The 24,019-nt window shown below is 69.5% G+C and carries 22 protein-coding genes and 1 other RNA gene; 6 read left to right on the plus strand and 17 right to left on the minus strand.

Translation table 11 applies throughout. From position 1 onward, the window contains the following. Positions 1–37: 37 nt before the first annotated feature. The 4 genes from ACMGEZ_RS18015 to ACMGEZ_RS18030 all read right to left on the minus strand — a co-directional run bounded on the left by ACMGEZ_RS18015 (position 38) and on the right by ACMGEZ_RS18030 (position 3,704). On the minus strand, positions 38–895 hold the full coding sequence (locus ACMGEZ_RS18015) for an amidohydrolase family protein (protein WP_436823642.1): 858 nt from the start codon (positions 893–895) through the stop codon (positions 38–40). Beyond that, entirely contained in the window at positions 888–1,763 is an 876-nt protein-coding gene (locus ACMGEZ_RS18020) for an isocitrate lyase/PEP mutase family protein (protein WP_436823643.1), read from the minus strand. Before ACMGEZ_RS18020 ends, ACMGEZ_RS18015 begins: the two co-directional genes overlap by 8 nt. A 120-nt stretch (positions 1,764–1,883) precedes the next feature. Continuing rightward, on the minus strand, positions 1,884–2,906 hold the full coding sequence (locus ACMGEZ_RS18025; protein ID WP_436823644.1) for a Bug family tripartite tricarboxylate transporter substrate binding protein: 1,023 nt from the start codon (positions 2,904–2,906) through the stop codon (positions 1,884–1,886). 111 nt (positions 2,907–3,017) lie between these two features. Continuing rightward, on the minus strand, positions 3,018–3,704 hold the full coding sequence (locus ACMGEZ_RS18030) for a histidine kinase (protein WP_436823706.1): 687 nt from the start codon (positions 3,702–3,704) through the stop codon (positions 3,018–3,020). Positions 3,705–3,856: 152 nt separating this feature from the next. On the opposite strand from ACMGEZ_RS18030, the gene ACMGEZ_RS18035 reads away from it, so the two are divergent. Then, positions 3,857–4,672, plus strand: a complete 816-nt coding sequence (locus tag ACMGEZ_RS18035) for an alpha/beta hydrolase (protein WP_436823645.1) — start codon at positions 3,857–3,859, stop codon at positions 4,670–4,672. A gap of 25 nt (positions 4,673–4,697) precedes the next feature. On the opposite strand, the gene ACMGEZ_RS18040 is transcribed toward ACMGEZ_RS18035, so the two are convergent. The 8 genes from ACMGEZ_RS18040 to ACMGEZ_RS18075 all read right to left on the minus strand — a co-directional run bounded on the left by ACMGEZ_RS18040 (position 4,698) and on the right by ACMGEZ_RS18075 (position 15,040). Further along, complete coding sequence (locus ACMGEZ_RS18040) at positions 4,698–5,912, minus strand: amidohydrolase family protein (RefSeq protein ID WP_436823646.1); 1,215 nt, start codon at positions 5,910–5,912, stop codon at positions 4,698–4,700. A gap of 16 nt (positions 5,913–5,928) precedes the next feature. Continuing rightward, the gene (corA, locus tag ACMGEZ_RS18045) at positions 5,929–6,906 is read right to left on the minus strand and encodes a magnesium/cobalt transporter CorA (protein WP_436823647.1); all 978 of its coding nucleotides are present in this window, start codon (positions 6,904–6,906) and stop codon (positions 5,929–5,931) included. An 85-nt stretch (positions 6,907–6,991) separates the two neighbouring features. Then, a complete protein-coding gene (locus ACMGEZ_RS18050; protein ID WP_436823648.1) occupies positions 6,992–7,768 on the minus strand; it encodes a slipin family protein in 777 nt (258 codons plus the stop codon). A gap of 2 nt (positions 7,769–7,770) precedes the next feature. After that, the gene (locus tag ACMGEZ_RS18055; RefSeq protein ID WP_436823649.1) at positions 7,771–9,174 is read right to left on the minus strand and encodes an NfeD family protein; all 1,404 of its coding nucleotides are present in this window, start codon (positions 9,172–9,174) and stop codon (positions 7,771–7,773) included. An 86-nt stretch (positions 9,175–9,260) separates the two neighbouring features. Continuing rightward, the gene (locus ACMGEZ_RS18060; protein WP_436823650.1) at positions 9,261–10,592 is read right to left on the minus strand and encodes a dihydrolipoamide acetyltransferase family protein; all 1,332 of its coding nucleotides are present in this window, start codon (positions 10,590–10,592) and stop codon (positions 9,261–9,263) included. Positions 10,593–10,596: 4 nt separating this feature from the next. Then, on the minus strand, positions 10,597–11,610 hold the full coding sequence (locus ACMGEZ_RS18065) for an alpha-ketoacid dehydrogenase subunit beta (RefSeq protein WP_436823651.1): 1,014 nt from the start codon (positions 11,608–11,610) through the stop codon (positions 10,597–10,599). Positions 11,611–12,592: 982 nt separating this feature from the next. Then, positions 12,593–13,843 (minus strand): 3-methyl-2-oxobutanoate dehydrogenase (2-methylpropanoyl-transferring) subunit alpha, encoded by a 1,251-nt coding sequence (locus tag ACMGEZ_RS18070; protein WP_436823652.1) that lies wholly within the window; start codon positions 13,841–13,843, stop codon positions 12,593–12,595. 195 nt (positions 13,844–14,038) lie between these two features. Further along, entirely contained in the window at positions 14,039–15,040 is a 1,002-nt protein-coding gene (locus tag ACMGEZ_RS18075; RefSeq protein ID WP_436823653.1) for a Bug family tripartite tricarboxylate transporter substrate binding protein, read from the minus strand. 130 nt (positions 15,041–15,170) lie between these two features. On the opposite strand from ACMGEZ_RS18075, the gene ACMGEZ_RS18080 reads away from it, so the two are divergent. The 3 genes from ACMGEZ_RS18080 to ACMGEZ_RS18090 are packed head-to-tail and all read left to right on the plus strand — an operon-like array spanning position 15,171 to position 18,224. Continuing rightward, a complete protein-coding gene (locus tag ACMGEZ_RS18080; protein ID WP_436823654.1) occupies positions 15,171–16,832 on the plus strand; it encodes an MBL fold metallo-hydrolase in 1,662 nt (553 codons plus the stop codon). Then, a complete protein-coding gene (locus tag ACMGEZ_RS18085; protein WP_436823655.1) occupies positions 16,829–17,536 on the plus strand; it encodes an RNA pseudouridine synthase in 708 nt (235 codons plus the stop codon). Before ACMGEZ_RS18080 ends, ACMGEZ_RS18085 begins: the two co-directional genes overlap by 4 nt. Positions 17,537–17,558: 22 nt before the next feature. Then, the gene (locus tag ACMGEZ_RS18090) at positions 17,559–18,224 is read left to right on the plus strand and encodes a Pr6Pr family membrane protein (protein WP_436823656.1); all 666 of its coding nucleotides are present in this window, start codon (positions 17,559–17,561) and stop codon (positions 18,222–18,224) included. Here the strand turns inward: ACMGEZ_RS18090 and rnpB are convergent. From rnpB to ACMGEZ_RS18105, 3 genes are all read right to left on the minus strand, one after another. Next, an RNA gene (gene rnpB / locus ACMGEZ_RS18095) (RNase P RNA component class A) lies at positions 18,219–18,578 on the minus strand. The two genes, ACMGEZ_RS18090 and rnpB, sit on opposite strands and share 6 nt — an antisense overlap. A 93-nt stretch (positions 18,579–18,671) precedes the next feature. Beyond that, a complete protein-coding gene (locus tag ACMGEZ_RS18100) occupies positions 18,672–19,007 on the minus strand; it encodes a hypothetical protein (protein ID WP_436823657.1) in 336 nt (111 codons plus the stop codon). A gap of 61 nt (positions 19,008–19,068) precedes the next feature. Then, positions 19,069–19,335 (minus strand): ribbon-helix-helix protein, CopG family, encoded by a 267-nt coding sequence (locus ACMGEZ_RS18105; protein WP_436823658.1) that lies wholly within the window; start codon positions 19,333–19,335, stop codon positions 19,069–19,071. An 81-nt stretch (positions 19,336–19,416) separates the two neighbouring features. Here ACMGEZ_RS18105 and ACMGEZ_RS18110 point away from each other — a divergent pair, with 81 nt between their 5' ends. After that, positions 19,417–21,072, plus strand: a complete 1,656-nt coding sequence (locus ACMGEZ_RS18110; protein WP_436823707.1) for an NAD(P)/FAD-dependent oxidoreductase — start codon at positions 19,417–19,419, stop codon at positions 21,070–21,072. Between the two features lie 31 nt (positions 21,073–21,103). On the opposite strand, the gene htpX is transcribed toward ACMGEZ_RS18110, so the two are convergent. Both htpX and ACMGEZ_RS18120 read right to left on the minus strand, forming a co-directional pair. Further along, positions 21,104–21,979: a protease HtpX gene (gene htpX / locus ACMGEZ_RS18115; protein WP_436823659.1), complete on the minus strand. Its 876-nt coding sequence runs from the start codon at positions 21,977–21,979 to the stop codon at positions 21,104–21,106. Positions 21,980–22,160: 181 nt separating this feature from the next. After that, a complete protein-coding gene (locus tag ACMGEZ_RS18120) occupies positions 22,161–22,961 on the minus strand; it encodes an IclR family transcriptional regulator domain-containing protein (protein WP_436823660.1) in 801 nt (266 codons plus the stop codon). 85 nt (positions 22,962–23,046) lie between these two features. Here ACMGEZ_RS18120 and ACMGEZ_RS18125 point away from each other — a divergent pair, with 85 nt between their 5' ends. After that, positions 23,047–24,015, plus strand: a complete 969-nt coding sequence (locus tag ACMGEZ_RS18125; RefSeq protein ID WP_436823661.1) for a Bug family tripartite tricarboxylate transporter substrate binding protein — start codon at positions 23,047–23,049, stop codon at positions 24,013–24,015. Positions 24,016–24,019: the final 4 nt, after the last annotated feature.

Here is a 24,019-nt window from a genome sequence, read left to right on the forward strand (position 1 = left end):
CCTTGCAGCGACCATGCGGGCGCCGCTTTTATGTGAATCAAGCGAAACGGAACAGCGCCGCGGGCGTGTCGACCAGGATGCGCCGGCGCACATGCTCATCCTGAACCCAGTCGGCCAGGGCCTCCCGGGTGGAGCCGAAATCCGCCAGCGCCTGGTGCTGCGTATGCGGCCAGTCGCTGCCCCAGAGAAGACGCGTGGCGCCGAACGCCTGCAGCAGCGCCTGCGCGGCGGCACGGACCGCACTGCCGCGCTGATCGGGCCAGCTGCGGTAGGCCGCGGCCAGCTTGACCCACACGCGCTGCGTCTCAGCGCTGGCCAGAAGCCATGCGAAGCCCTCGTCTTCGGCAAGCGCCGCGTCCGGACGGCCGAAGTGGTCGACCACCAGCTTGCAGCCGGCGTCGAGGATCGGCTGCCCGGCCTGCGGCAGGTCGCGCGATTCGCGATGCAGCTCCACATGCCAGTCGAGTGCGCGCACCCGCTCGAACATGCGCCGCCATTCGGGGCGCCCGAAATCGGGAATCGGCAGCCCCACGAGGTTGAGCCGCATGCCGCGCACGCCCTGCCGGTCCAGGTCCGCCAGCGCATCGTCCCCGAGCGTGGGTTCGATGATCACCACGCCGCGCAGGCGCTGCGGGCAGGCACGCAGCGCATCGAGCAGGAAGCTGTTGTCGGTGCCCAAAAAGCTCGGCTGCACGAGCACGCCGTGCGAGACCGCATGCGCATCGAGCAGCGCCAGGTAATCGGCCAGTGGCGCGTCGTAATCCGGCGCGTGGCGATGCACCGGGGCCAGCGGCAGTCCGCGCCGGAAGACGTGGGCGTGGCTGTCGATGGCGGTGATCGCGCCGGTCGCGCCGGCCGCGTTCGTCGCATCGGTCGCGTGGGTCGGCTCAGGCATAGCGCTGCTCGAGGGCGTCGTACTGGTTCTTGCGCACCAGCGCCTGGCGCTCGGCGAAGGTGGCGACCAGGCCGCTGGCCTCGTCGAGCCGGCCGCCGTCGCGCAGGGCCTGCAGCGCCTGCGTCATGCCGCGCACAGCACCCTGCAGCGCGGCGTTGGCGTACAGCACGAGGCCGAAACCCATCGCGCCGAACTCGGCCGCATCGAGCGTGGGCGTCTTGCCGCCGATCACCACGTTGACCACCTGCGGGCAGGCCAGCTCGCGCGCAATGCGGCGCAGCGCGTCCAGCGACTCGGGCGCCTCGACGAAGGTGATGTCGGCGCCGGCTTCTGCGTAAGCCGCGGCACGGGCGATGGCAGCATCGAGCCCCTCGACCGCCGCGGCGTCGGTGCGTGCGATCACGAGGAAGTCGGCATGCGCGCGGGCATCGACCGCCGCCTTCACCTTGCCCAGCATCTCGTCGCGCCCGATCACGGCCTTGCCCTCGAAGTGCCCGCACTTCTTCGGGCTCACCTGGTCTTCCAGCTGGATCGCGTTGGCGCCCGCGCGCTCCAGCGTGCGCACCGTGTGCTGCACGTTGAGCGCGTTGCCGAAACCGGTGTCGGCGTCGACCACGATCGGCAGCTTCACTGCGTCGCGCAGCGCGGCCGTGTGCTGTGCCAGGTCGCCCAGGTGCACGAAGCCCAGGTCGGGCATGCCGTAGAAGGTGTTGGTGAGCCCCGCACCGCTCAGGTACACGGCCTCGAAACCCAGTTCCTCGATCACGCGCGCGGCCAGTGCGTTGGCCGCACCGGGCACCACGAGACCGCGCTTCGCCGCGACCTGCCGGCGCAGCAGGGTGCCGGGATGGATGGCGTCGTTGTTCATGTTCATTCGTCCTGCGTGTGCCGCGAGTATCGGCACGCGCCCGTCCAAACAGAACGCCCCTCCCGGTTGCTTTTGCATAAGCGCCGGTTATGACGGCGGCCCGGCCGCTTCGAGAGCGAGCTAACCCTCCGACCGGATGCCCCGCATCAGGATCACGCCGCCGAGCTGCGAGGTGTCGGTGCGCATGCGATAGGCCAGCGCCTGTGGCGTGCCGGCCTCGCTCTGCCAGCCCGCCTTCAGCAGTTGCGCCTGGATTTCGGGCGCGCGCAGCACCTCGCCCAGCGCTGCATTGAGGCGCGCCACGGCCGGCCTGGCCATGCCGGCCGGCGCCGCCAGCGCGGTCCAGATCTCCAGGTCGGCGCCGCGCACCTCGGCCTCGCGCAGCGTGGGCAACTCCGCGAAAAGCGGGCTGCGCAGCGGCGAAGTGACGCCGATGGCCTTGAACTTGCCCGAGGCCACATGCGGCTTGGCGAGTCCCGGCGGCAGCAACGCCAGCTGAATCTTGCCGGCGAGCATGGCCTCGATCACCTGCGGGTTGCCGTTGAAAGGCACATGCTGCGGCGCGATGCTGGTGCGGGACCTCAGGAGCTCCATGCCCAGATGGCCGACCGTGCCCACGCCGGGGGTGCCGTACCTGCCCCTGTCGCCCAGGTTGCGTGCCCACAGCAGCAGTTCGGTCGGCGTCCTGCCCACGGCGTTGCCGGAAACTGCCAGCACCAGCGGGGCGGTGCCGATCATGCCCACGGGCGCGAAGTCCTTCTCGGGGTCGAAGGGCGTGGCGGGATTGAGGAGCTTGGCGATCGTGAGATTGCCATTGATCAGGGCGCCGACGGTGTGGTCGTCCTGCGCCTTCGCCACCAGGTCGGCCGCGGCGTTGCCGCTCGCACCGGGCTTGTTCTCCACGATGACCGGCTGGCCCAGCAGCCTGGCGAGCGGTTCGGCGATCGCCCGTGCCGCGAGGTCCGGCGAGGCGCCGGCCGGAAAGCCGACCAGGATGCGGACCGGCTGGGTGGGCCAGGCGCCGGGCGCGGTGCCGGCCTTGGGAGCGCGCGGCGTCGCCGGCGAAAGAGTCTGCTGAGCCCAGGCGGCGGTGCCGCACAGGGAAGCGGCCATGCCTTGCAGCAGGCGGCGTTTGGTGATCATGAAAGGCTCTGGGGTTGTTGCATTTGTTGGTAACTGGAAGTTACGCGAGCCTTTGCCGCGGCGCAAGACAACCAAATGCTTCACCGGCCCCCTGCCGGCAGCGGGACCGCGTCAGCGGGGCTGGAGCGAGAGCTGTACCGTCGTGCCGTCGACGGTGACCGGATAGCCCAGGCCGTCGGCCAGCGCCTGGAAAGCCACGGCATCGATGGCCAGCTTGCGCGGCGCGCGCAGCGCACCCGCCATCGGTGTCGGATCGGCGGAGACGGAATCGCCAGGGCTGGCGATGAAGCGCAGGCCCTCGGGTCCGTCGGGCTCGACACGGATCGCCCCGAGCTGCTGGGTGTTGTCATGCAGGTAGCCCAACGCGCCCAGCACCATGTAGCGCAGGGCCGCCCCCTCCGGGAAGCGCGGTTCGTCCGGCGTGCCGCCGGCCAGGCGTTCGTCCACGTGCAGCCGGATCCCATGGAGCTCGTAGGCCGCGCGCATCAGGGACGTGCAGCGCTGCACCAGCGCGCTGCGCGTGATGCCCTCGTCGCTCGCGGCCAGCTCCCAGTCGCGCAGCGAGCGAACGCCATTGGAAAGCGCGTCGACCTGCTCGGAGATCGCTTGGAGCTGTTGCTCCCAGGCGCCTTCGTCGGCCGTCGCGGCGGCCGCGCGATGCCGAAGGAGCAGCAGGCTCATGCGAATCACCGACAGCGGCGCCGCCATGTCGTGGCGAAGCGCGGGCAGGGCGCGCGTGAGCAGTTCGTGCCGCACCCCGGCGACGATCCAGCTGCTGGCTCCAGGCGAGGCTTTCACTTTCAATCAATGCTTCCGAAAAGAGGGCTCCGAAGTATGGGCGTGCTCCGGAGCGCGGCCATGTAGGAGGAGGCCTTTTGCTCCGGCGCGTGCTGCCGTCTGGAAGAATGGGCGGGCGCCTCCGAACCATGCTCCGGGGCCAGGCGAAAGACATGAACGACGATCCCCAGTACCAGTACGTGGAAGGTCAGGCGCGCCCTAGCTTCCCTGCCCTGCTTGCCGATTTCGAGGCTCGAAGCCGTGCCGCGGTGGCCGCAGGCGACTGCGCGCTCGACCTGCGCTACGGCCCGCACGCGCGCCAGGTGTTCGACTTCTTCCCGGCGCGCGGCCGGCCGCGCGGCACGCTGGCCTATTTCCACGCCGGCTATTGGCAGTCGCGGGACAAGTCGGGCTTCCGCTTCATTGCACCGGCCTATGCGCAGGCCGGTCTCCACGTCGCGCTGGTCAACTATCCGCTGTGCCCGGAAGTCTCGTTGTCAGCCCTGGTCGAGGCCGCGCAGGCCTGCGTGCCGGTGATCCGCGCGCAAGCCGCGGGTGATGGTGCACTCCTGCTCGCCGGCCATTCGGCGGGCGCCCATATCGCGGTCGAGCTGGCCTTGGCACAGCGGGACGATGCTGTCGTCGCGGGCGTGGCGGCGCTGAGCGGCATCTACGAGCTGGCACCGCTGCTGGCAACCACGCTCAACGACAAGCTGCGGCTGGACGCCGCGAGCGCGCACGCCGGCTCGCCCCTGCACCGCGTGCGCGCCATCGCCGCGCCAGCCTTGTTTGCCGTGGGCGCCGCGGAAACGCCGGCCTTCCTGGCGCAGAGCCGGGACTTCCACCAGGCCTGGACGGCCGCGGGCAATCGCGGCGCGCTGCACATCGAGCCCGAGGCCGATCACTTCAGCCTGCTGCAGGCCTTCGCCTCGCCCGGGAGCGCGCTGTTCGCGCAGGTGCTCGGCCTGCTGGAGGAGGACTCGGCCTAGCGCCGATGCCGCGTCGCGTCCGCACTCACGCGGGCACCGTTCCGGGCAGCAGCGTCCCGTCGCGCGCGACGATGCGCCCGCCCGACACCACCAGCCGCCGCGGCGGCCGCGCCACCACCGCTTGCGCGACGGTCTGCGCATCGACCAGCACCAGGTCGGCGCGGCAGCCGGGCGCCAGGCCGTAGGCGTCGAAGCCGCAGCCGCGCGCGCCCGCCTCGGTCACGCAGTCGAGCGCGACCGCCAGCTCGTCGTCGCGCCGCAGGTTGTAGCGCAGGCCGATCAGCATCGCTCGCTCCAGCATGTCGGGCGTGCCGTAGGGCGTCCAGGTGTCGCGGATGCCGTCGTTGCCGCCCAGCACCGTCACGCCGGCGCGCCGGCAGGCCAGCAGCGGCGGCACGGCGCGCGCGGCCGGCGCGCTGGTGATCAGCACCACGCCCAGCTTCGCCATGCGCGCCAGGAGCAGCTCGCACTCGCGCTCGGGCAGGTCGCCCAGGCAGAAGCCGTGGCTGATCGCCACCCGGCCCTGCAGGCCCAGCGCGGCCGTGCGATCCAGGATCAGCGCCAGCGAGAAAGCACCCATCGCACCGGGCTCGTGCAGGTGGATGTCGAGCGGCCGGCCGTGGCGCTGCGCGATCTCGAACAGCGCGTCCAGCGAGCGCACCGGGTCGCCGTCGATCGCGCAGGGGTCGAGGCCGCCCAGCACGTCGGCGCCCTGCGCCAACGCCTGGCCCAGCAACTCGGCGGTGCCGGGGCGGCCCAGCAGGCCGGACTGCGGGAAGGCCACGATCTGGATCTGCAGCACGTCCTTCATCGCCTCGCGGGTGCGCAGCACGCCTTCAAGGTGGCGCAGGCCGGCCTCGGTGTCGACGTCCACATGGGTGCGCAGCCGCGTCGTGCCCAACGCCAGGAAGGCCTTCGCCAAGCCCAGCGACTGTGCCGCCGCGTCGTGGCCGCTGTCGCGCCGGAAGGCACGTTCGTTGTCGATACGGTCGATGAGGCGCGGGCCGACCTCGTTGCGGTACCAGTCCAGGCCCCACAGGGTCTTGTCCAGGTGGGTATGGCCCTCGACCAGGCCGGGCAGCAGCAGAGCGCCGCCACCCTCCTCCACCACGCAACCCGCCGTGGCCTCGAGCGCGGGGCCGAGGGCTGCGATGCGGCCCTCCTGCACCAGCAGGTCGACCGCGGCGCCGCCGAGCGGGCGCACATTGCGAAGCAGCAGCGGGGGAGAAGCTCGGGACATGGCGACCGGACCCGAGCTAGACCCAGCCCGCGCGGCGGAAGCGGTAGTACAGGATGCCGCAGAGGCTCGCGATGAGGCCCAGCGCGGCCCAGTAGCCGTAGCGCCACTTCAGCTCCGGCATGTGCTCGAAGTTCATGCCCCAGATGCCGGCGAAAGCGGTGCAGACGGCAAAGATCGCCGCCCAGGCGGCGAAGCGCTTGGTGACCTCGTTGTCCTCGATGCTGACCATCGAGAGGTTGACGTGGATCGCGGTGCCGATGGTCTCGCGGATGGCGTCGATGGAACTGTTGATGCGGCCCAGGTGATCCACCACGTCGCGGAAATACTCCTGCGTGCCGATGCAGATCTGCGGCACGCGCCCGCCATGCAGCTTTCCGGTGGCCTCCAGCAGTGGCGCGACGGCATGCTTGAGCAGTGTGAGGCGTTGCTTGAGCTCGTAGAGCTGCTTGATGTTCTCGCGTGCCGCGCCCTTGGTGAAGATGCGCTGCTCGATGGCCTCGAGCTCGACCTCGAAGGCGTCGATGACGGGAAAGTAGCGGTCGACCACCGCATCCATCAGCGCGTAGAGCACGAAGCCCGGCCCGTTCTTCAGCAGCTCGGGCTCGCGCTCGCAGCGCTCGCGCACCTCGACGAAGCCGTGGTCGTTGCGATTGCGCACCGAGACCACGTAGTTGCGTCCGACAAAGACGTCCAGCTCGCCCACGGACGGCTCGGAAGGCCCGTCGGCCTGGCCCGGGTCCATCAGGTGCATCACGACGAACAGCGAGTCCGCGTACTCCTCGACCTTGGGCCGCTGATGGCCGTGTTGCGCATCCTCGACCGCCAGCGGGTGCAGGTCGAACTCTTCCTGCACTTCTGCCAGCTCCTGCGGCGATGCATCGCGCAACGCGACCCAGACGAAGCAGCCGGGCAGCGAGACATATTCGCTGATCTCGGAAACGGGAATGTCGGCCAGCTTGGTGCCGTTCTCGTAGACGACGCAGTTGATGAGCATGCGAGGGCCAGGCGGTAAGGGAACAGGACGCGGCATCTTGCCACGCGGCGCGGCCGCTGGCCGTGCGCAAGCCGAGTCCGTCGGGTCAGCCCTCCGGCTTCCTCTGCAGTCCCTGCAACAGCGGCCCGACGATATCCAGGGGCAGCGGGAAGATGATGGTCGAGTTCTTGTCCGCTGCGATCACCGTCAGGGTCTCCAGGTAGCGCAGCTGCAGCGCCTGCGGCTCGCGCGCCAGGATCTCGGCCGCCTCCGCCAGCTTGACCGAGGCCTGCAGCTCGCCTTCCGCATGGATCACCTTGGCCCTGCGCTCGCGCTCGGCCTCGGCCTGGCGAGCGATGGCTCGCACCATGTTCTCGTTGAGGTCCACGTGCTTGATCTCGACGTTGGTCACCTTGATGCCCCACGCGTCCGTCTGCGACTCCAGCGTCTTCTGGATGTCGAGGTTGAGGCGCTCGCGTTCGGCCAGCAGGTCGTCGAGCTCGTGCTTGCCCAGCACCGCGCGCAGCGTGGTCTGCGCCAGCTGGCTGGTCGCCTCGAAATACTTCTCGACCTGGATGATCGCCTTCGCCGCATCGACCACGCGGAAGTAGAGCACCGCGTTCACCTTCACCGAGACGTTGTCGCGCGTGATCACGTCCTGGCTCGGGATGTCCAGCACCATCACCCGCAGGCCCACGCGCACCATCTGCTGGATGCCGGGGATCAGGATCACCAGCCCGGGACCCTTGACCTTCCAGAAGCGGCCGAGCTGGAACACCACGCCGCGCTCGTACTCGCGCAGGATGCGCAGCGAGGCCGCGATGAGAAGCACCGCGAACACCACGACGATGACGGTGAGCGCGACGCCGAGATTGAAGAACATGCTCAGACCTTCGCGCCCGGGTCCTGGCCTTCCGGCGCCACCTGCAGCGCACTGCCCCGGACGCCGCTGACGCGGACCCGCCGGCCCGCGTACAGGTCGCCCGCGCCGGTCACCCGCCAGTAGTCGCCCTGGATCTGCGCCCAGCCTTCGCCGTCGGCGAACTCGACCAGCTCGCCCGTGGTACCCACCAGCGTCGTCACGCCGCTGACCACCGGGCGCCGCTTCGCCCTGGCCGCCATCCCCGCGACCACGATGATGAAGAGCGCCGAGACGGCGCTGCTCAGCGCGATCACCCAGAGCGGGACGCCGAAGCCCGGCACGTCGTTGTCGATCAGCAGCACCGCGCCGAAGGCGAAGGCCGCGATGCCGCCCAGCCCCAGCACCCCGAAGCTGGGCAGGAAGGCCTCGGCGATCAGGAAGGCCACGCCCAGCAGGATCAGCGCGAGACCGGCGTAGTTGACCGGCAGCATCTGCAGGCCGAAGAGCGCCAGCGTCAGGCAGATCGCGCCCACCACGCCGGGCAGCACGAAGCCGGGGCTGGAGAACTCGAACAGCAGGCCGTAGATGCCGATCATCAGCAGGATCAGCGCCAGGCTGGGCTCGGTGATCACCGACAGCAGGCGGCTGCGCCAGTCGGCCTCGAACACCAGCAGCTGCGCGCGCTGCGTGGCAAGCCGCACGGTGCCGTGCTCCATCTGCACGTCGCGCCCGTTGACCTGCATCAGCAGGTCGGCCACGTCCTGCGCGACGTAGTCGACCACCCGCTTCGCCCGGGCCTCCTGCGCGGACAGGCTGACCGACTCGCGCACCGCCTGCTCCGCCCATTCGGCATTTCGATGGCGCAGCTGCGCGAGGCTGCGGATGTAGGCCGAGGCATCGGACAGGCGCTTGGCCGTCATCGCATCGGCAGGGGGCTCCGCGTTCTTGTCGTCCTTGTCGCCCTTGCCTCTCTTGTCGTCCTTGCCGCTCTTGTCGTCCTGGTCACCCGGCTTCGGATCCGGCCGGCCCGGCATCGGCATGCCGATCGCCACCGGTGTCGCGGCGCCGAGATTGGAGGCCGGCGCCATCGCCGCGATGTGACTGGCATAGAGGATGTAGGTGCCGGCGCTGGCGGCCCGTGCACCGCTGGGCGCGACGAAGGTCGCGACCGGCACGCGGGAGGCCAGGATGTCCTTGACGATGCTGCGCATCGAGGCGTCGAGCCCGCCCGGCGTGTCGAGCTGGAGCACCGCGAGCTTCGCCTCCTTGGCGGCTGCAAGAGCGAGACCGCGGCGCACGTAGTCGGCAGATGCCGGACCGATGGCGCCCTCGACCTGCATGAGGACCACGAGCGGCGGCGCCGGCGCCGCGGGAGACACGGCTTCAGCGCTGGCCGCTGCTGCATGCGCCAGGAGCACCAGTCCCATCAACCATGTTCTGGCGGACCCCATGCGGCGGATTCTAGGAGTGGGCTGCTGCGGTGTCATACGCTCGCAAACCCTCGCGCCCCTGCTCAGCCGTCGATGAAAAGCAGCGCCGGGGACTCGAGCCCGGCGCGCACCGCCTGCACGAACTCCGCCGCGAGCTGGCCGTCGATCACGCGGTGGTCGAAGGAGCAGGACAGGTTCATCATGCTGCGCGGCTGCATCGCGCCATCGCGCACGACGGGCCGCTGCACGATGCGGTTGACGCCCACGATCGCCACCTCCGGCTGGTTGATGATCGGCGTGGAGGCGATGCCGCCCAGCGCGCCGAGGCTGGTGATGGTGATGGTGGAGCCGCTCAGCTCGTCGCGCGTCGCATGGCCGGCGCGCGCAGCCGCGGCTAGGCGCGCGATCTCGGCCGCGCTCGACCACACGTCGCGCGCCTCGGCGTGGCGCAGCACCGGCACCATCAGGCCGGCCTCGGTCTGCGTGGCGATGCCCACATGCACCGCACCATGGCGCGTGAGCACGCCGGCCTCGTCGTCGAAGCGGGCATTGACCTGCGGATGGCGCCGCACCGCCAGCACCACGGCGCGCACCAGCAGCGGCAGCAGCGTCAGGTGCGCTCGCTCGCCGCCCCAGCGTTCGTTCAGCTGCGCGCGCAGGCGCTCGATCTCGCCGACGTCGATCTCCTCGACGTAGGTGAAGTGCGGGATGCGGCGCGCCGATTCCTGGGTGCGCTGCGCGATGCGCCGACGCACCCCGGTGATGGCCACGGCCTCTTCATCGTGGCGCTCCACGCCGCCCGGCGCCTGCGCGGGCTGTTGCCTAGGCGCACGCTGCGCACCGGGGTGACGGGCCAGCCAGGCGTCGAGGTCGGCCTGCACGATGCGGCCGGCCGTGCCGGTGGCCGTGAGCTGCCGCAGGTCGATGCCGAGTTCCCACGCCCGGCGGCGCACCGCGGGCGAGGCGATGGGGCGCTCGCCTGCTTGCGTTTGCGTTTGCGCTTGCGCGGGCAGGGACGCAGGTGCCGGCGCGGGCTTGAAGGCCGCTGGCGCACGTGCAGGCGCAGGTGCAGGTGCCGGCGCTGGCGCTGGCGCAGGAGGAGGTGCCGGTCCCGGTGGGGGCCCGAGCGTGGGCTCCTCCGTCTGCGTCGCGGCGACCTCTGCGTGGCCGCCGCCCTCCACCTCGATGCGTATCAGCTCCGCGCCCACCGCGATCAGCTGCCCCACCGTGCCGCCCAGCGCGATCACCTTGCCCGCAACCGGGGAGGGAATCTCGACGGTGGCCTTGTCGGTCATCACATCGGCCAGCACCTGGTCTTCGGCCACCGTCTCGCCGGGCTGGACCCACCAGGCGACCAGCTCCACTTCGGCGATGCCTTCGCCGATGTCCGGCACCTTGATCGCGAGGTCGCCCATTCGCTCAGTCCTCCATCACGCGCCGGAAGGCGGCGCCGACGCGTGCCGGGCCGGGGAAGTAGGCCCACTCCTGCGCATGCGGGTAGGGCGTGTCCCAGCCGGTGACGCGCTCGATGGGCGCCTCGAGGTGGTAGAAGCAATGCTCCTGCACCAGCGCCGCCAGCTCGGCGCCGAAGCCGCTGGTGCGCGTGGCCTCGTGCACGATCACGCAGCGGCCGGTCTTCTTCACCGAGGCGACGAGCGTGGGCAGGTCCAGCGGCCACAGGCTGCGCAGGTCGATGATCTCGGCGTCGATGCCGGTCTCGCGCGCGGCCGCCTCGCAGACGAAGACCATCGTGCCGTAGGTCAAGGCCGTGAGCGCGCTGCCGGGCCGGAACACCGCGGCCGATTCCAGCGGCACCGTGTAGTAGCCCTCGGGCACTTCGCCCAGCGGATGCTGGGACCAGGGCACCAGCGGCTGGTCGTGGTGGCCGTCGAAGGGGCCGTTGTACAGGCGCTTGGGCTCCAGGAAGATGACCGGATCGTCGTTCTCGATCGAGGCGATCAGCAGGCCCTTGGCATCGCGGGGGTTGGAGGGCATCACCGTGCGCAACCCGCACACGTGCGTGAACAGCGCCTCCGGGCTCTGGCTGTGGGTCTGGCCGCCGTAGATGCCGCCGCCGCAGGGCATGCGGATGGTGATCGGCGCGAAGAAGTCGCCGGCCGAACGGTAGCGCAGCCGCGCGGCCTCCGACACGATCTGGTCGTAGGCCGGGTAGAAGTAATCGGCGAACTGCACTTCCACCACCGGCCGCAGGCCGTAGGCGCCCATGCCGATGGCCGAGCCGACGATGCCACCTTCGGAGATCGGTGCATCGAAGACGCGCGAGCGGCCGTACTTGGCCTGCAGGCCTTCGGTGACGCGGAAGACGCCGCCGAAGTAGCCCACGTCCTGGCCGTAAATGACGACGTTGCCGTCTCGTTCGAGCATCAGGTCCATGGCGGAGCGCAGGGCCTGGATCATGGTCATGGTGGGCATGGGAGGGGCTCTTGTCTTGCTCCCTCCCCTTCCGGGGGAGGGTTGGGGTGGGGGCACTCGGTTCGTTTGATTTCGTACGGTGCTGTTGTGTTGAGTGCGGAGCCGGGAATTCGCCCCGGCGGGCGAGTCACTTTCTTTGTCTCGCCAAAGAAAGTAACCAAAGAAAGGCGACCCCACTGCGCGCGTCCCTCCGCTTCGCTACGGGCAACCTGCGGTGCTCGCTTTTCGCGGGGTCCGCGCAAACTCGCCTTCGGCTCAAACACGCGCGGCCCTTTTTCCGCGAAAAGCTGCGCTCCTCGGCACGCGCAGAGGGGACTTGGAGTCCAACGCGCCATGGCGCGTCCTTGTGTGGTGTGCAGGTTGGCGTGAGCTCCGGGTCTTCGCTCGCGTTGGCTCTCGCGCACATGCACATGCACACGCACATGCTCGTGCTCGTGCTCGTGCTCGTGCTCGTGCTCGTGCTCGTGCTCGTGCTGGTGCTCGTGCTCTTGCTCGTGCTCGTGCTCGTGCTCGTGCTGGTGCTCGTGCTCTTGCTCTGGGCCAGGCTCAGGCTCACGTTCGTACGCGCGCGCATGCCCCTGTTCCAGCTCTCGCGCAGCGAGGCCGCTGGTGGCCGAGCGAAGCAATGGCCCGACCGTCCCCCAATCCCCTCTGCGCGCGCCGAGGAGCGCAGCTTCAGGCGGAAAAAGGGCCGCGCGTGTCTGAGCGAAGCGAGTTTGCGCGGACCCCGCCTGAAGCGAGCACCGCAGGTTGCCCGCAGCGAAGCGGAGGGTCGCGCGCAGTGGGGTCGCCTTTCTTTGGTTACTTTCTTTGGCGAGACAAAGAAAGTAACTCGCCCGCCGGGGCGAATTCCCGGCTCCGCACTCAACACAACAGCACCGTACAACTCGACAGCCAGAGTGCCCCCCACCCCACCCCTCCCCCAGATGTGGAGGAAGCAAGCCCGAAGCGTGCAAAAGCGGCACAGCAGAGCTCATGCGCATCATCCTTTCTGGATCTGCGCGAGCTGCCGCCGCTGCTCCTCAAGGTGCGGCGGCATCACCTTGTAGACATCCTCGAACATCGCCGCCGGACTGTGCAGGTGCCCGTCGGCCAGCGACCCGTAGCGTTCGGCTTCCTTCATCGCCGCGCTCACCTCGGCTTCGAATTGCGACTGCGCCTTCTGGTGCTCCTCCTGCGACCACGCCCCGATCCCGCGCAGATGCTGCGCAAGCCGCGCAATCGGATCCCCCAGCGGGAAGTGCTGCCAGTCATCGGCCGGCCGGTAGCGCGAAGGATCGTCCGAGGTGGAATGGGGCCCGGCGCGATAGGTCACCCACTCGATCAGCGTCGGCCCGAGATTGCTGCGCGCGCGCTGCGCCGCCCACCGCGACGCCGCCATCACCGCGAGGAAATCGTTGCCGTCCACGCGCAGCGAGGCGATGCCGCAGCCGACGCCGCGCGCAGCGAAGGTGGTGGCCTCGCCGCCGGCAATGGCCTGAAAAGTGGAGATCGCCCACTGGTTGTTGACCACGTTGAGGATCACCGGCGCGCGGTACACATGCGCGAAGGTCAGCGCCGTGTGAAAGTCCGATTCGGCAGTGGCGCCGTCGCCGATCCAGGCCGAAGCGATGCGCGTGTCGCCCTTGATCGCCGAGGCCATGCCCCAGCCCACTGCCTGGATGAATTGCGTGGCCAGGTTGCCCGAGATCGAGAAGAAGCCGGCACGCTTCATCGAATAGCACACCGGCAACTGCCGCCCCTTGAGCGGGTCGCGCTCGTTGGACAGCAGCTCGCAGATCAGGTCCACCATCGACACGTCGTCGCGCGCGAGCAGGAGTCCCTGCTGGCGGTACGTGGGAAAGCACATGTCGCCCTGCTGAAGCACCAGCGCATGACCGGTGGCAATCGCCTCTTCGCCCAGGCACTGCATGTAGAAGGAGATCTTCTTCTGCCGCTGCGCGATCAGCATTCGGGCGTCGAAGGTCCGCGTCTTCATCATCGCCAGCAGGCCGCGGCGCAGCAGCGCGGCATCAACCTCGGGTGCCCAGGGCCCGACAGCGCGGCCTTGGTCGTCGAGCACCCGCACCAGCGTGTAGGCCAGGTCGCTGGTGTCGGCCGGCGAGGCCTCCACCGGCGGCCGCCGCACCTCGCCGGCCGGCGAGAGATGCAGGTAGGAGAAGTCGGTCTCGCGACCGGGCCGACCGGTCGGCTCCGGCACATGCAGACGAAGAGGGGGTGCGCCCTGGCTCATCGCGTTGTCTCCGCGTTGTCGTGAGCCAAAGCCTAGCGAATTTCAGGCGCGTGCGCAGCCGGGCAAGTGCGCGATGTCTCCCTTGGAGTACTTGCGGATCTCCGGTTCGACCCGCACGGAAGGGATGGTGGCCGTTTTCCTTCCAACGGCGTATTGCGGTTGCGCTACAAGTCCACGCCGTACTGGCCGCACCTATCAGTCAATGCTGATCTTCGCCGCCTTCGCCACCTCGGCCCACTTCACGCGATTGGCATGGACCGTCTGCTTGAACTCGGCCGGCGTCTCGATGCGCACGGTATTGCCTTGCGCCTCGAACTTCTCGCGGATCTCGGGCTGCTCCAGCACGGCGCGGATCGCAGCGTTGAGCTTGTCGACGATGCGCGCGTCAGTGCCCTTGGGCGCGAACACGCCGAACCAGATCGAGCTGTCGAAGCCCTGCGTGCCCGGGAGGCCGCTGGACGCGATGGTCGGCACCTCCTTGACCGCCGCCACCGGCTTGGCGGTGGTCACGCCCAGCAGCCGCACCTTGCCCGCCTTGTAGTGCGGCAGCACGGTCTGCACCTGGTTCATGATGCAGCAGGTCTCGCCGCGCACCACCGAGGTGATGGCCTCCGGCCCGCCCTTGTAGGGCACGTGGACCATGTCCAGGCCCAGGCGCGAATTGAATTCGGCAAAGGCCATGTGCGTCCCGGCGCCGTTGCCGGTGGAGGCGTAGTTGTACTTGCCGGGGTTGGCCTTGACGCGGTCGACGAACTCCTTGAGCGTCTTCACGTCGATCACCTCGGGGTTGATGGTGAGCACGTTGGAGACGTCGAGCACCGGCGCCACGGGCACGAAGTCGGCTTCGACGTCGAAGGGCAGCTTCTTGTAGAGCGCGGCGTTGCTGCCATGGGTGGCGGCGGTTCCGAAGGCCAGGGTGTAGCCGTCGGGCTTGGCGCGCGCCACGTACTCGCTGGCAATGTTGCCGGCCGCGCCGGACTTGTAGTCGATCACCACCGGCTGGCCGAGCTTCTGCGAGAGCGGCTCCTGAATGGTGCGGGCGACAACATCCACACCGGAGCCGGCCGGGAAGCCCATGATCAGCGTGACGGGCTGCTGTGGCCAGTCGGCCTGAGCAATGGCGAGGGGTGCCGCCAGGACAAGGCCGGCAGCGGCGAGGAACGAGCGGCGCAGGCGGCCACGAAGAGAAGCAGGCATGGCAGTCCTTCGAAGGAGACGGAGGCGAACGCGCATTGTGGCGCGCCGCTCATGCGTGATCGCATCGAAGCTTATGCAGCAGCAACCATGCCACGTGCAGCCGGCCGCTCGCCTCCCATAATCACAGTCCATGGTCCGCCCCACCCAACAACTCCATCCCGCGCGCGAACCGGCCGCCCTGCTGCCCGCCGCCACCGTCCTGCTCCTGCGCGACACGCCCGAAGGCCTCGAGGTGCTGATGACGCGGCGCTCCGCGAGCGCCAGCTTCGCGCCGGGCGCCTATGTGTTTCCGGGCGGGCGCATCGAGGCCGCGGATGCAGCGGCCCAGGCCGTCGCCACCCGCCGGCCCGCCCAGAGCGATCTGCAGCTCACCCAATCCGTCGCCGCGGTGCGCGAATGCTTCGAGGAGCTCGGCGTGCTGCTCGCCCGGCATCCGGACGGCCGCCCGGTCGATCCCGACACCGTCGCGGCCATGGATCGCAGCACCACGTCGGCGGTGGCGCTGGCCGAGCAGTGCGCGGCGCGCGGCCTGCTTCTTGCCACCGACCAGGTCTACACGCTGGCCCACTGGATCACCGATCGCGACCTGCCCAAGCGCTTCGACGTGCCCTTCCTGGTCGCGCGCATGCCCGGGGGCCAGACGCCGGTGGCCGACGAGGCCGAGCAGTTCGAGCCCTGCTGGGTGCAGCCGGCCGATGCGCTGGCGCGGCACCAGGCGGGAGGCTTCTTCATGATCTTCCCGACGCTGCGCACGCTGGAGCGGCTGGCGTCCTACGCAACGGTCGACGCGGTGCTCGACGCCTGCGCCAACCGCCCCGGCGGCGAAGGCCCGCTGTGGACCAGCTGCCCGCGCGCCGGCCTGCTGCGCGGCAAGGAAGCGCGCTACATGGAGCACGAGTCGCCCTACGGCGAGCTGGCGCTGGTCTGCCCCGACGGCCAGATCGTGCACGAGCTCGGTTGGCAGAGCGAGACGCCGGTGGCGCTGCTGAAGAACCTGCGGCGCCTGACCGCACCCAATCCCGGCGCGATGACCGGCCCCGGCACCAACAGCTACATCGTGGGCGACGCGGCCACCGGCTACATCGTGATCGACCCGGGCCCGAACGACCCCGCCCACATCGAGCGGCTGCGGCAGGCCACCGGCGGCGACATCCGCCTGATCGTCTGCACCCATTCGCATGCCGACCATTCCCCGGGGGCCGCGCCGCTGCAGGCGCTGTGCGCGGCGCCGAAGCCGCCGATCCTCGGCCTGCCTTCGGCGCCGACAGCACGCCCGGCCTCGCACTTCGTGCCCGAGCGCGTGCTGCACGACGGCGAACGGCTGGTGCTGCAGGACGGCCAAGGCACGACGCACACACTGCGCGCCGTGCACACGCCCGGCCACGCGGCCAACCACCTGTGCCTGGTGCTGGAGGAAGACGGCCTGCTCTTCTCCGGCGACCACGTGCTCAACGGCAGCACCACGGTGGTCGACCCGCCCGACGGCAACATGAACGCCTACCTCGACTCGCTCGACCGGCTCGACGCGGTGTGTGCCGAAGGCGGCATCCGCTTCATCCTGCCGGCGCACGGCCATGTGCTGGGCGAGGCGCGTGCCGCCATCGCCCACCTGAAGTCGCATCGCCTGAAGCGCGAGGCCAAGATCGCCGCCGCCATGGCGCGCCTGCCGCAGGGCACGCCCGAGGACTGGCTGCCGCTCGCCTACGACGACGTGCCGCAGCGCCTGTGGCCGGTAGCCGCGCGCTCGCTGGCCGCCCATGTGGAGCGCATCCGCCAGCGCGCGCCGCAATGACCGACGGCGACGAAGGCATCCGCCTGGCCAAGCGCGTCGCCGCGCTGGCCGGCTGCTCGCGGCGCGACGCCGAGCTGCTGATCGAGAACGGCGCGGTGCGCGTCGACGGCGCGCCGGCGCTGCTGCCGCAGTCGCGCGTGCAGCCGCACCAGCAGGTCGAGATCGAGGCCGGCGCGCGGCCCGAACCCGTGGTGCCGGTCACGCTGCTGCTGCACAAGCCGGCCGGCACCGCGATGGAGCAGGCACACCGCCTGCTCGTGCCCTCGAACCACCATGCGCCCGAGCGCGCGGGACTGCGCTTCCTGCCGCGCCACGTGGCGGCGCAGCGCGGCATGACGCCACTGGAGACCGCGGCCAGCGGCCTGGTCGTCTTCACGCAGGAATGGCGCATCGAGCGCAAGCTGCACGAAGACGCGGCGTTGCTGGAGCACGAGCTCATCGTCGATGTGGCCGGCCCGGTCGGGCCCGAGCAATTGGCGCGGCTGAACCAGGCGCCCGCACGCGTCAGCGTCAGCCAGCAGGCGGAAGGGCACACCGGCCTGCGCTTCGCCGTCAAGGGTCTCCAGCCGGGCCAGATCGCGCACCAGTGCCAGGCCGTCGGTTTGCAACTGCTGGGCATGCGGCGCCTGCGCATCGGCCGGGTGGCGCTGGCGGGGCTGCTGGCCGGGCAATGGCGCTACCTGTTGCCGAACGAGCGCTTCTGAACACCGGCCATCGACAGGTGCCATGGACAAGACGATCGACACGCGGCCGTCCATCGCCCTGCGCCGCTTTGCCGCCGCCGTCGCGTTGCTGGGCTGGGCCGCCCTTGCGCTGCAGCTCGTGCTCTCGATCGGCCTGGCCACCTCGGGCGGCCGGCCGGCGGCCTGGGGCGTCTTCATGTACCTGGGCTACTTCACCATCCTCACCAACCTGCTGGTCGCGCTGGCGTTGACGGCCGCGGCGACGACGAGCCAGGCGGGGTTGTGGCGCTTCTTCCGGCGCGCGGGCGTGGCCAGCGCCATCGCCGCCAACATCACCGTGGTGGGCCTGGTGTACTTTTTCGTGCTGCGCCACATCTGGAACCCGCAGGGGCTGCTGTGGCTGGCAGACGTGCTGCTGCACTATGCGATGCCCTTGCTCTTCCTGGCCTACTGGTGGTTCGCGGTGCCGGCGGGCGGGCTGCGCTGGGGCGACATCCTCAGCTGGTGGATCTACCCGCTCGGCTACCTCGCCTACGCGCTGGTGCGCGGTGCAGTGGCGGGCGTGTACCCCTACCCCTTCATCGACGTGGGAGCACTGGGCTATGGCCGCACGGCCATCAACGCGGCCGGCGTGACGCTCGGCTTCTCGCTGGTCGCCGCGTTGCTGGTGGCGATCGGGCGCTCGAAGCCGATCCCGAAGAAAGTGTGAAGCGCGCCTGTAAGCCGGATTCTGTGCATCGAGGTTTCCCTCGACGTGACCGCCATTACTCTGGGCCGTCTGTCGCCAGACGGCTCGGTGCCACCTACCCGCCAGCTCTCCCTGCGGAACCACAAGGTGGAGCGTCGCGGCGAACCGCGCCGCTCCGGGCTGGCCTACTTGGTGTTGCTGCGCGCAGAGATTGCCCGTTTCACCCGGCCGGGTTGCCCCGGCCGACTCGTCTCTGTTGCTCTGATCCTCACCTCGCGGTGGAGAGCCGTTAACTCCTGCGCTGTCCTGTGCAGTCCGGACTTTCCTCCAGTGCGCCCTTTCGGGACTTGCACCAGCGGCGGTCCGGCGCGCTTCACGGCCGCGATTATGTCGCCTGGAGGCGTGCTCGTCCCGGCTCCCCGGAATGGCCGCTTTCCCGGCCGGCCATTCTGCGGGGATTCCTCAAGCTCAGTCCGCCAGCCAGAGGCGCTTGAGGCGCTTGCCGAGTGGACTGCGATATCGGTCGAAGTCCTTGCGATCGACCGTCAGCACGTTGTAGATGCCGGTACGGTCGGCAGCAAAGACCAGCGCCACGTCCGCCAGATCCGCTCCACCATCCGCGTAGCGCTCCGTGAAGTCGGCGATCTCGGAAAGATTCGCCGGATCGCTGGCCAGGACCGTCAATCGACCTGCTGCGGCCCAGCGCAGCAGATTGAGCCAGCCGGCATCGTCAAGCAGATGACCGGCCTCGGTGAGCACCTCCCAAACCGTGTAGAGGCGGCGGCCCGCGAGCTGCTGCAGCATGCGGACGGCGCCTGCATGGTGAGCGTCACCGTCGTTGAAAAGAGCGACCAGGAAACCCGTGTCAGCGAGCGTATCCGTGCTTTTCACGCAGCCGCTCCAGGATGGCCCGCTTGCCGGGGTGAATCACGCTCTCCGGCTTGCGCAGCCCGCCACCCTTGCCGATGTACAGCGCATCGATCTCGGCCGCTGCCTTTTCCGGGGGCAGCACCTTCCCGGCATAGGCAGCGATGCTGCGACGGATGAACTCCGACTTGCTGATATGCAGCGCGGCAGCGGCGCGCTCCAGCAGGGTTTCGTCTTCGGCCGGCAATCGGATGGACAAGGTCATGCTCACTCCTGTAATACAGAAGTGTATTACAATCCGGCGTCCGTCGAAAGCCACCTGCCCGATCACCACGGGCCGCCCGCCATGATCCGCGTCTCCGAACTCAAGCTCCCGCTCGACCATGCGCCCGAGGCATTGCCCGCGCTGGTCGCATCCACGCTGGGCATCGCGCCCGGCGACATCGCCTCTCACACCGTCTACAAGCGCAGCTTCGATGCGCGCAAGGCCGAGCTGCTCACGGTCTACATCGTCGACGTGGCGCTGGCCGATGCGCAAGCCGAGGCGGCCGTGCTGACGAGGCTTGCCGGGCGCCCGCATGTGCAGCCCGCGCCCGACATGGCCTACCACCTGCCCGCGCGAGCGGCCCAGGACGGACCGCGCCCAGTGGTCGTGGGCTTCGGCCCCTGCGGCATCTTCTGCGCGCTGATACTGGCGCAGATGGGCTTCAGGCCCATCGTGCTGGAGCGCGGCAAGACCGTGCGCCAGCGCACCAGGGACACCTGGGGCCTGTGGCGCAAGAGCGTGCTGAACCCGGAATCCAACGTGCAGTTCGGCGAGGGCGGCGCCGGCACCTTCTCGGACGGCAAGCTCTACAGCCAGATCAAGGACCCGCGCTTCCTCGGCCGCAAGGTGATGGAGGAGTTCGTGAAGGCCGGCGCGCCGCCGGAGATCCTCTACGTCGCCCATCCGCACATCGGCACCTTCAAGCTGGTGAAGGTCGTGGAGAACATCCGCGAGCAGATCGTCGCGCTGGGCGGCGAGATCCGCTTCGAGCAGCGCCTGACCGACGTGCACATCGAGCGCGGGCAGCTGCGCGGCTTGACCGTGCTCGACCAGCGCACCGGCCAAAGCCATGAACTGCGCACCGACCATGTGGTGATGGCGCTGGGCCACAGCTCGCGCGATACCTTCGAGATGCTGCACGAGCGCGGCGTGCACATCGAGGCCAAGCCCTTCTCCATCGGCTTTCGCGTAGAGCATCCACAGGGCCTGATCGACCGCGCGCGCTGGGGCCGGCATGCCGGGCATCCTCTTCTGGGCGCGGCCGACTACAAGCTGGTGCACCACGCGAGCAACGGCCGCTCCGTCTACAGCTTCTGCATGTGCCCGGGCGGCACGGTGGTTGCGGCGACGAGCGAGCCCGGCCGCGTGGTCACCAACGGCATGAGCCAGTACTCGCGCAACGAGCGCAACGCCAATGCGGGCATCGTGGTGGGCATCGATCCGCGCGACTACACCGGCTGGGAGGACGGCCGCACCGGATCGCCCCTCGCGGGCATCGCGCTGCAACGGGCGCTGGAGTCCAACGCCTTCGTGCTCGGCGGCGGCGACTACCGGGCGCCGGGCCAGCTGGTCGGCGACTTCATCGCCGGCAAGCCCTCCAGCGCACTCGGCAGTGTCGAGCCCTCGTACAAGCCGGGCGTGACGCCGTGCGACCTGCATGCCGCCCTGCCCGGCTACGCCATCGAAGCGATGCGCGAGGCCTTCCCCGCGTTCGGCCGCAAGATCAAGGGCTTCGATCTGCACGACGCGGTGCTGACGGGCGTAGAGACACGCACGTCCTCGCCGATCAGGATCACGCGCGGCGAGGATCTCCAGAGCCTGAATGTGCGCGGGCTGTATCCGGCGGGCGAAGGCGCGAGCTATGCGGGCGGCATCCTGTCGGCCGGGGTGGACGGGATCAAGGTCGCCGAAGCCGTGGCGCGCGGCATCGCAGAACCCCAGAAAAAAGCCGCCTGAACGGCGGCTTCTTGCTTAGACCCAAGGCCCGTCAGGTCTGCGCGCTGTTCTGCAGCGCCGCGATGCGCTCCTCGATCGGCGGGTGCGTCGCAAACAGCTTGCCGATGCTGCCCGTGATGCCCAGCGTTTGCACCGCCTTCGGCAGCTCGCCGGGCGGCAGGCCGCCCAGGCGGGCCAGCGCATTCACCATCGGCTGCTTGCGGCCCATCAGCTGGGCCGCGCCGGCGTCGGCGCGGAACTCGCGCTGGCGCGAGAACCACGCCACCACGATCGCGGCCGCGAAGCCCAGCAAGATGTCGAGCACCACCGTGGTGATCATGTAGCCAATGCCGGGGCCGGTGCTGTCGCTGCCGCGGCGCAAGAAGCCGTCGACCGCGTAGCCGATCACGCGCGAGAGGAACACGACGAAGGTGTTCATCACCCCCTGGATCAGGGTCATGGTCACCATGTCGCCGTTGGCCACGTGCGCCACCTCGTGGCCGATCACCGCCTCGACCTCCTCGCGCGTCATGTTGGCGAGCAGGCCGGTGGACACCGCCACCAGCGAGGAGTTCTTGAAGGCGCCGGTGGCGAAGGCATTGGGCTCGCCCTCGAAGATGCCGACCTCGGGCATGCCGATGCCGGCCTTGTCGGCGAACTTGCGCACGGTCTGCACGATCCAGGCCTCGTCGGGCGACTGCGGGTCGTTGATGATGCGCACCCCGGCCGTCCACTTGGCCATGGGCTTGCTGATCAGCAGCGAGATGATCGCACCGCCGAAGCCGATCACCAGCGCGAAGCCCAGCAGGGCCGTCAGGTTGAGACCGTTGGGCGTGAGATAGCGGTTGACGCCGAGCAGGCTGGCCACGATGCCCAGCACCGCGACCACCATCACGTTGGTCAGGACGAACAGAAGGATGCGTTTCAAGCTGATTTCTCCGTGGGTTCAGGCGATGCGCTCGCCGTGGCGAACAGATGAGGCCCGGCAATGCGGTTTCAAGCGCGGCAGCGAAGCAACGATCGTTGTCTTGGTTCCGGGCAGCCGCCGCGCCAGGCCTCGGATCGATCATAGGAGCAAAAGTTCGCACCCCAGGAACACGCCACTACGCTCACTCGGGATAAAGCCGGCTCGCCAGCGTGGCACTGGCCTTGCGCAGTGCCGGCAGGAAAGCGTCGCGGAATTCGACGAAGCTCATGCGCTCCGCGCGCACCGCGATGCTCATGGCGGCCACCATTGCGCCGCCGCGGTCGTGCACCGGCACAGCCATGGAGCGCACGCCCAGCTCGAGCTCGCCGTCGTTGCCGGCGTAGCCCTCCTCACGGCAGCGTGCGAGCAGCGCCAGCACCGGCTTCAGCTCGTACACGGTGCGCGCGGTGAGCGGCTCCCGCGGCATCGCGCGCACGCGCCGCTCGGCCTCGGCCGGCGGCAGGCTGGCGAGCAGAACGCGCCCCAGCGCAGAGCAGTAGGCCGGCAGCCGCGAGCCGATGCCCAGGCCGGTGCTGAGGCTGCGCCGCGCGGTGGAGCGGGCGATGATGATCGCGTGGTCGCCCAGCAGCTTGCCGAGCGAAGCCGATTCGCGCGTGCGTTCCGACAGCGCATCGAGCAGCGGCTGGGCCAGCGAGGGCGTGGCTCGCGAGGCGAGGTAGGCATGCGCCACCAGCAGCGCCTTGGGCAGCATCCAGAAGCGCTTGCCGTCGCTGTCGAGATAACCCAGCGCCTGCAAGGTCAGCAGCGAGCGCCGCGCCGAGGCCGGCGAGCAGGCGGTGAGGCGCGCCACCTCGGAGACGGTGAGCCGGCTGTGCTGGCGGCCGAAGCAGGTCAGCACCTCCAGGCCCTTCTGCAGCGAGGCGACGAAATTCTTGCCTTCGACAACGGCAGCTCCAGGGGATTCGGCGAGATTTTTGCGCATAGCGCAAATCTAGCTTGTCCGCGACGACCCGGGACGGGACACTTCCCTGGCCCGATGAACGTCTAGCCACGGAGACAAGACACCCATGCTGAAAACCTTCGCGCGGCGCGCCAGCGCCGCCTGCCTGGCCGGCGCCTGCCTGCTCGGCACTGCCGCGGCCCAAGGCCCCCAGGCACTGAAACTCGTGGTGCCCTACCCCGCCGGCGGCACCGCCGACATCCTGCCTCGCGTGGTCGCCGAGAAGCTGCGGCCGCAGTTCCCCGGCGGCGTGCTGATCGACAACCGCACCGGGGCGGGCGGCAACATCGGCGCCGAGGTGGTGTTCCGCTCCGAGCCCGACGGCAACACCTTGATGGTTTCTCCGCCCGCGCCGATCGCGATCAACCAGCACCTCTACAAGAAGCTCTCCTTCGACCCTTCCAAATGGGTGCCCGTCACGGTGCTCGCGACGGTCCCCAACGTGCTGGTGGTGAACCCCAAGCTGCCGGTGAAGAACGTGCAGGAGTTCATCGCCTACGCCAAGGCCAACCCCGGCAAGCTGAGCTACGGCTCGCAGGGCAACGGCACCACCTCGCACCTGACGGCCAGCATGTTCATGCAGCTGACCGGAGTCGAGATGGTCCACATCCCCTACAAGGGCACGGCTCCCGCGCTGGTGGACCTGGTGGGCGGCCAGATCGACGTGTTCTTCGACAACCTCAGCTCCTCGCTGCCCTTCCACCAGGCCGGCAAGCTGCGCATCCTGGGCGTGGCCGACGGGCAGCGCTCGCCCGCCCTGCCCGATGTGCCCACCTTCGCCGAGCAGAAGCTGCCTGCCATGAACGCCGTGACCTGGTTCGCGGTGGTGGCGCCGCCCGGCACGCCGGCCCCCAAGGTCGCGTCGACGCAGAAGGCCATCGCCGACGCCCTCGCATCTCCCGAAGTGAAGCAGAAGTTCGCCGAGCAGGGCGCCGAGCCGCGCGGCTGGGACAGCGCCCAGACCGGCAAGTTCATCCAGGCCGAGTCCGCCAAGTGGGAAAAGGTCATCAAGAGCGCGAAGGTCTCTCTCGATTGAAGTT

The sequence above is a fragment of the Variovorax stachyos genome, from assembly GCF_051400855.1.
Lineage (GTDB): Bacteria > Pseudomonadota > Gammaproteobacteria > Burkholderiales > Burkholderiaceae_C > Variovorax.

Bases quoted from the DNA above. Each gene is read 5' to 3' on its own strand.
- corA (WP_436823647.1), bottom strand. From the start codon at position 6,906: ATGCTCATCAACTGCGTCGTCTACGAGAACGGCACCAAGCTGGCCGAC.
- ACMGEZ_RS18080 (WP_436823654.1), top strand. From the start codon at position 15,171: ATGGTCCGCCCCACCCAACAACTCCATCCCGCGCGCGAACCGGCCGCC.
- ACMGEZ_RS18090 (WP_436823656.1), top strand. From the start codon at position 17,559: ATGGACAAGACGATCGACACGCGGCCGTCCATCGCCCTGCGCCGCTTT.
- ACMGEZ_RS18035 (WP_436823645.1), top strand. From the start codon at position 3,857: ATGAACGACGATCCCCAGTACCAGTACGTGGAAGGTCAGGCGCGCCCT.
- ACMGEZ_RS18085 (WP_436823655.1), top strand. From the start codon at position 16,829: ATGACCGACGGCGACGAAGGCATCCGCCTGGCCAAGCGCGTCGCCGCG.
- ACMGEZ_RS18105 (WP_436823658.1), bottom strand. From the start codon at position 19,335: ATGACCTTGTCCATCCGATTGCCGGCCGAAGACGAAACCCTGCTGGAG.
- ACMGEZ_RS18015 (WP_436823642.1), bottom strand. From the start codon at position 895: ATGCCTGAGCCGACCCACGCGACCGATGCGACGAACGCGGCCGGCGCG.
- ACMGEZ_RS18050 (WP_436823648.1), bottom strand. From the start codon at position 7,768: ATGTTCTTCAATCTCGGCGTCGCGCTCACCGTCATCGTCGTGGTGTTC.
- ACMGEZ_RS18065 (WP_436823651.1), bottom strand. From the start codon at position 11,610: ATGCCCACCATGACCATGATCCAGGCCCTGCGCTCCGCCATGGACCTG.
- ACMGEZ_RS18025 (WP_436823644.1), bottom strand. From the start codon at position 2,906: ATGATCACCAAACGCCGCCTGCTGCAAGGCATGGCCGCTTCCCTGTGC.
- ACMGEZ_RS18110 (WP_436823707.1), top strand. From the start codon at position 19,417: ATGATCCGCGTCTCCGAACTCAAGCTCCCGCTCGACCATGCGCCCGAG.
- ACMGEZ_RS18020 (WP_436823643.1), bottom strand. From the start codon at position 1,763: ATGAACAACGACGCCATCCATCCCGGCACCCTGCTGCGCCGGCAGGTC.
- ACMGEZ_RS18125 (WP_436823661.1), top strand. From the start codon at position 23,047: ATGCTGAAAACCTTCGCGCGGCGCGCCAGCGCCGCCTGCCTGGCCGGC.
- ACMGEZ_RS18100 (WP_436823657.1), bottom strand. From the start codon at position 19,007: ATGCTGCAGCAGCTCGCGGGCCGCCGCCTCTACACGGTTTGGGAGGTG.
- ACMGEZ_RS18055 (WP_436823649.1), bottom strand. From the start codon at position 9,174: ATGGGACTGGTGCTCCTGGCGCATGCAGCAGCGGCCAGCGCTGAAGCC.
- ACMGEZ_RS18075 (WP_436823653.1), bottom strand. From the start codon at position 15,040: ATGCCTGCTTCTCTTCGTGGCCGCCTGCGCCGCTCGTTCCTCGCCGCT.
- ACMGEZ_RS18040 (WP_436823646.1), bottom strand. From the start codon at position 5,912: ATGTCCCGAGCTTCTCCCCCGCTGCTGCTTCGCAATGTGCGCCCGCTC.
- ACMGEZ_RS18070 (WP_436823652.1), bottom strand. From the start codon at position 13,843: ATGAGCCAGGGCGCACCCCCTCTTCGTCTGCATGTGCCGGAGCCGACC.
- ACMGEZ_RS18060 (WP_436823650.1), bottom strand. From the start codon at position 10,592: ATGGGCGACCTCGCGATCAAGGTGCCGGACATCGGCGAAGGCATCGCC.
- ACMGEZ_RS18120 (WP_436823660.1), bottom strand. From the start codon at position 22,961: ATGCGCAAAAATCTCGCCGAATCCCCTGGAGCTGCCGTTGTCGAAGGC.